Annotated in this window: 6 protein-coding genes; 4 read left to right on the forward strand and 2 right to left on the reverse strand. The window is 34.5% G+C overall.

Annotated elements, in window-relative coordinates; genetic code table 11:
• Positions 1-271 precede the first annotated feature (271 nt).
• Complete coding sequence (locus tag Q0075_RS00440; RefSeq protein ID WP_291106348.1) at positions 272-865, reverse strand: 2OG-Fe(II) oxygenase; 594 nt, start codon at positions 863-865, stop codon at positions 272-274.
• 196 nt (positions 866-1,061) lie between these two features.
• Between Q0075_RS00440 and Q0075_RS00445 the strand changes: the two genes are divergently transcribed.
• The 4 genes from Q0075_RS00445 (at position 1,062) to Q0075_RS00460 (ending at position 4,031) form a co-directional block, all read left to right on the forward strand.
• The gene (locus Q0075_RS00445; RefSeq protein ID WP_297867798.1) at positions 1,062-2,351 is read left to right on the forward strand and encodes an NAD-dependent succinate-semialdehyde dehydrogenase; all 1,290 of its coding nucleotides are present in this window, start codon (positions 1,062-1,064) and stop codon (positions 2,349-2,351) included.
• 1 nt (position 2,352) lies between these two features.
• Positions 2,353-2,853 carry a nuclear transport factor 2 family protein gene (locus Q0075_RS00450; RefSeq protein ID WP_297867799.1) on the forward strand — a complete coding sequence of 167 codons (501 nt, stop codon included), beginning with the start codon at positions 2,353-2,355 and terminating at the stop codon, positions 2,851-2,853.
• 146 nt (positions 2,854-2,999) lie between these two features.
• A complete protein-coding gene (locus Q0075_RS00455; protein ID WP_297867800.1) occupies positions 3,000-3,437 on the forward strand; it encodes a hypothetical protein in 438 nt (145 codons plus the stop codon).
• An 18-nt stretch (positions 3,438-3,455) separates the two neighbouring features.
• A complete protein-coding gene (locus Q0075_RS00460; protein WP_297867801.1) occupies positions 3,456-4,031 on the forward strand; it encodes a hypothetical protein in 576 nt (191 codons plus the stop codon).
• Positions 4,032-4,082: 51 nt separating this feature from the next.
• Here the strand turns inward: Q0075_RS00460 and Q0075_RS00465 are convergent.
• The coding region (locus tag Q0075_RS00465) for an NAD-dependent epimerase/dehydratase family protein (RefSeq protein WP_297867802.1) at positions 4,083-4,762 on the reverse strand (680 nt) is incomplete at its 5' end.

The raw sequence follows: 4,762 nt of genomic DNA on the forward strand, positions 1-4,762 counted from the left end.
TAGAGCATCTGACTGTTAATCAGAGGGTCCTTGGTTCGAGCCCAAGAGGGGGAGCTTAAAAAAAAGCACTTACGATAAGTAAGTGCTTTTTTTGTTTAAAATCTTATTGATAAAATACTTTATCACATTTTAAACAGTTGGTTAGAGCATCTGACTGTTAATCAGAGTCCCGATAGCTATCGGGATTGGTTCGAGCCCATTGCTTGTCCCGATTACTATCGGGAAGGGGGAGCAACAAAAAACCGATACAATTTGTATCGGTTTTTTTATTTTAATCTCGTCTCAACCAACCCGTAACGCTCAATCGAGGTTTGTGGCTTTCTAAAACTTCATGAACCAATTCATTACTTTTAAAGAAAACTGTTTTTCTGTTGGTTGGCGCTATTTTTTGAGCTACATCGCCGTCGTAAATACACAATTCGCCACCATCTTCAGGTTGCCAATTTTCATTCAAATAGGTAATCATCGAAAACTGTCTGCTCGAATTATCTTGGAATTGATCTAAATGTTTTCTGTAAAAACTACCTTTATCAAACAAGGCAAAATGAAATTCATATCCGGTAATTCCAGTATAACAACTGCGGTTCAAATAGGATACAAAAGCATCCACTTGATCTAAAAAAGCATTTTCATGTTCGTTATTGTTCGCTCTATCTAACCAATAAATCGCATCGCTTCGTATTGCCGAATTTTGAGTCAATTTTGCGGCATTTCCTATTCCAGCAGCTTTTAGTAAATTTTGTTCTTTCAATTCAAACAATCTCTTTACCAAATGTTGCGCTAATTCTTCCGATACAAAATGTTCCACAATGCCCACTTTCGAATCCAAATAACTCGAAATTAAGGTTTCAAAACAATCTTCCATTTTATTTACGTTGTAAAATATCGTACAAAGATATCATTTCCTTTTTTAATTTGGGCGTTCCCACAAGGGTCGGGCTTTCCGTTACAATCTTTGTTTATAAAATTGGGCAATTTTACAAACAAATGATTTCCACTGCAATCCCTAACGCGGACCTCGTTTTCAATTAAAATTAGTATTTTTACAAAAACCTTTCAGCATGCAACATCTTTTAAAAGTTTCAGAAAACACGCAGCTTTCTTGGTGTAATTTGAGTATTCAAAATCGAGTTTCTTTTTTGCCACAATTAGCTAAACTACTTTTAGAAAACAAAGAAGAATATGCTAATTGTATAACTACCGAAATGCATAAACCTATTTCGCAAGCTATCGCTGAGGTTGAAAAATGTGCTCTTTTATGTAATTACTATTATGAAAATGCCGAAACCTTTTTAGCAACGAAACATATAAAAACCGAAGCTTCTGAAAGTTTTGTTACCTACGAACCTTTGGGTGTGATTTTAGGTGTAATGCCTTGGAATTTCCCCTTTTGGCAAGTATTCCGATTTGCTGTTCCAACACTAATTGCAGGAAATACAGTTTTAGTAAAACACGCAAGCAATGTTCCTAAATCAGCCCAATTAATTCAAGAAATATTTGAGCAAGCTGGTTTTCCAAAAGGTTGTTATCAAGATTTACCAATTCCAAGTAGCAAAGTAGCCAATATCATCGCAAATCCAATCATTAAAGCCGTTTCATTAACCGGAAGCGAACAAGCAGGAATTGCAGTTGCTACAGAAGCTGGAAAACATTTAAAAAAGTGCGTTTTAGAATTAGGTGGAAGTAATGCTTTCGTCATTTTAGAAGATGCAAATCTAGAAAAAGCAGTAGCAACAGCTGTCAATGCCCGAATGCAAAATGCAGGCCAAAGTTGTATTGCAGCTAAGCGATTTTTAGTTCACGAAAATATTGCAGATGCGTTTGTCGATAAATTCAAAGTTGCCATTAAAAACTTAAAAACTGGAAATCCGTTAGATAAAGAAACCCAAATTGGGTCGCTAGCACGTGTTGATTTAGCCGAGGAATTAGAAGTTCAAGTTCAAAAATCTATTGAAATGGGAGCTAAGCTAGTCGTTGGTGGAAATAGAAAAGACGCTTTCTATGAACCTACAATTTTAACAAACATAACAACAGAAATGCCCGTTTTTAATGAAGAAACATTCGGTCCTGTGGCCGCCATCATAACTTTCAAAACCCTTGAAGAAGCCATTGAATTAAGTAATCAATCGGAATTTGGTTTAGGCGTTTCTATTTTTACTCAAAACATTGATTTCATCAAAACCAAGATTTCAGTCTTTAACGAGGGCGCCGTTTTTATCAACGAAATGGTGAAATCAGACCCAAGATTACCATTCGGCGGTATCAAAAAATCAGGCTACGGAAGAGAATTAGCTGAAGATGGCATTAAAGAATTTGTAAATGTAAAAACAGTTGTAATTAATATTTTTTAATATGAAGAAACTAACCATCTTACTTTTAGCAACACTCGTTTTCTCTTGTAAACCATGCGAAGAGAAACTACAATCAGAAAAACAAAACATCACTACTATTTTAGACAATTGGCATAAAGCGGCTGCGGCTGCAAATTACGAAGCGTATTTTGGAGTAATGTCAGATGAATCTATTTATATTGGTACAGACGCTACTGAAAATTGGAACAAAAAGCAATTTCAAGCTTTTGCAAAACCTTATTTCGATAAAGGAAAAGCTTGGAATTTTAAAGCAATTGAACGTAATATTTACTTTAGTGAAAACGGAAAAACGGTTTGGTTTGATGAATTGTTAAGTACACAAATGAAAATTTGTCGCGGTTCAGGTGTTTTGGTTCAAGAAAACGGACAATGGAAAATAAAACATTACGTGCTTTCGATGACGGTTCCAAATGACAATGTGGATGAAGTTGTAAAAATAAAATCAATAATTGAAGACAAAATTCTTTCCGAAAAGAAGTGAAAATAAACATAAGTAATAGTTAATCCCAAGATAATTTGTCTTGGGATTTTTTATGTCCAAATGTTAAAAATTCAATTTTTTTATGTTTGAAAAAACCAATGAGAAATTGTTTACGTAAATGCAACTAAACAAAAATCTCAAACGTTATGAAAAGGAATAAAAAAATCAAAATTGCTTTAGGAAGTATCTTCGGAATCTTTCTGATTTTATTTGTTGTTTTGGTAGTTCACATCGCAACTGCTAAGCCTTTAGTCGTAGATAACGCTACTTTACAAATTAGCCGAATTGACTTCAAAGAACCTATAGATTCACTCAAAGCAAAAGAAATTCATCGTAATTTAAAATCTATTCCAGGAGTCAAAACCGATAGGTTAAATAAAGAAACTGGTGTTTTAGTTTTCTTTCACGATATCAAAGTGGCTGATTCGAAAACTATTTACAATAAACTTATGGCTATGGGTAATTACAAAGCAGAGCGTTTTGTTTTGCCAAAAGAATTAGAAAACAAAAAAGCTTGTCCAGTTATGTCTGAAGATAGCTTCAGCTATAAATTTTCAAGAGGAATCCAACGAATTTTTAATTAATTTTCAAATACTATTACTATGAAAAATTTTTCAAAAGTAGCCTTATTGGCTTTATTTATTGCTTCGGGTAGCTTTTTAACATCATGTAGTGATGATGATTCTGCTGCACCACAAACGTTATATCAAAAATTAGGAGGAACTACAATGGTTGCTGATCCTAATAATCCAGGTCAAATGATTGAACAGGGACGTTTAAGTTATCGTTCGGTTGTTGATTCTACAATTACTTTAATTGTTTCCGATATTGTAGTTGGAGCTCCAGGTAATTTAGGAGAACACTTTGCACCAGTAATTTCAGAAGCTTTAAGCGGAAATACTACTAACGTAGCTATTTTGAGTGACAATTTGACGGATTTCTTTTCAGCAAATACAGGCGGTGGTGCTACTAATACCTACACAGGTTTAAATATGGTGGCAGCTCATGATCCAGCTCAAAATCCTAGAATGGGAAAAAAATCAAATAATGCAGAATACGATAAATTTATCGGATATGTTGGAGCAGCGGCAGGTTTAAATGGCGTAACTGATCCAGCACTTATAAATGAAGTTGTGGCAGTGTTAGAATCATTGAGAGCTCCTATCGTTCAGGAGTAAGTTTGTTTTTTGTTTTAATGGAAAACGTCCCGATATTTCGGGACGTTTTTTTTATTTATTGTAAACGTGTTCTTTTAAATTTTTGAACATATCCACTGTCATGTTTTCTAAATTGAAATCGTTTTTCCAACCCCAATCTTCTCTTGCAGAAGTATCATCAATACTAGCAGGCCAACTATCTGCGATTTTCTGACGGAAATCAGGTTCGTAGCTTAATTCGAAATTTGGATAATGTTTTTTGATTTCCTCTCCAATTTGTTTCGGAGTAAAACTCATGGCTGCTAAATTGTAAGCAGAACGAATTTTTACTTGTTCCGCTGGAGCTTGCATAATTCCTATTGTTGCTTTAATCGCATCATCCATATACATCATTGGTAATTCTGAATTCTCAGATAAGAAACTCGTAAATTTCCCATCGGTAATTGCTTTATGATAAATATCTACTGCGTAATCTGTAGTTCCGCCACCTGCTTCGGTACTCCAACTAATTAAACCGGGATAACGAATGCTTCTTACATCTACACCATATTGTTTGTGGTAATATTCACACCATCGTTCTCCTGTTTGTTTCGAAATTCCATAAACCGTTGAAGGTTCCATAACGGTGTATTGAGGTGTATTGTGTCTAGGAGTTGTAGGTCCAAAAACCGCAATACTCGAAGGCCAAAAAATCTTTTTAATTTTTCCTGCTTTGGCTAAATTTAAAACATGAAACAACGAATTCATATTCA

The organism is uncultured Flavobacterium sp. (assembly GCF_937967675.1).
Taxonomy (GTDB): Bacteria; Bacteroidota; Bacteroidia; order Flavobacteriales; family Flavobacteriaceae; genus Flavobacterium.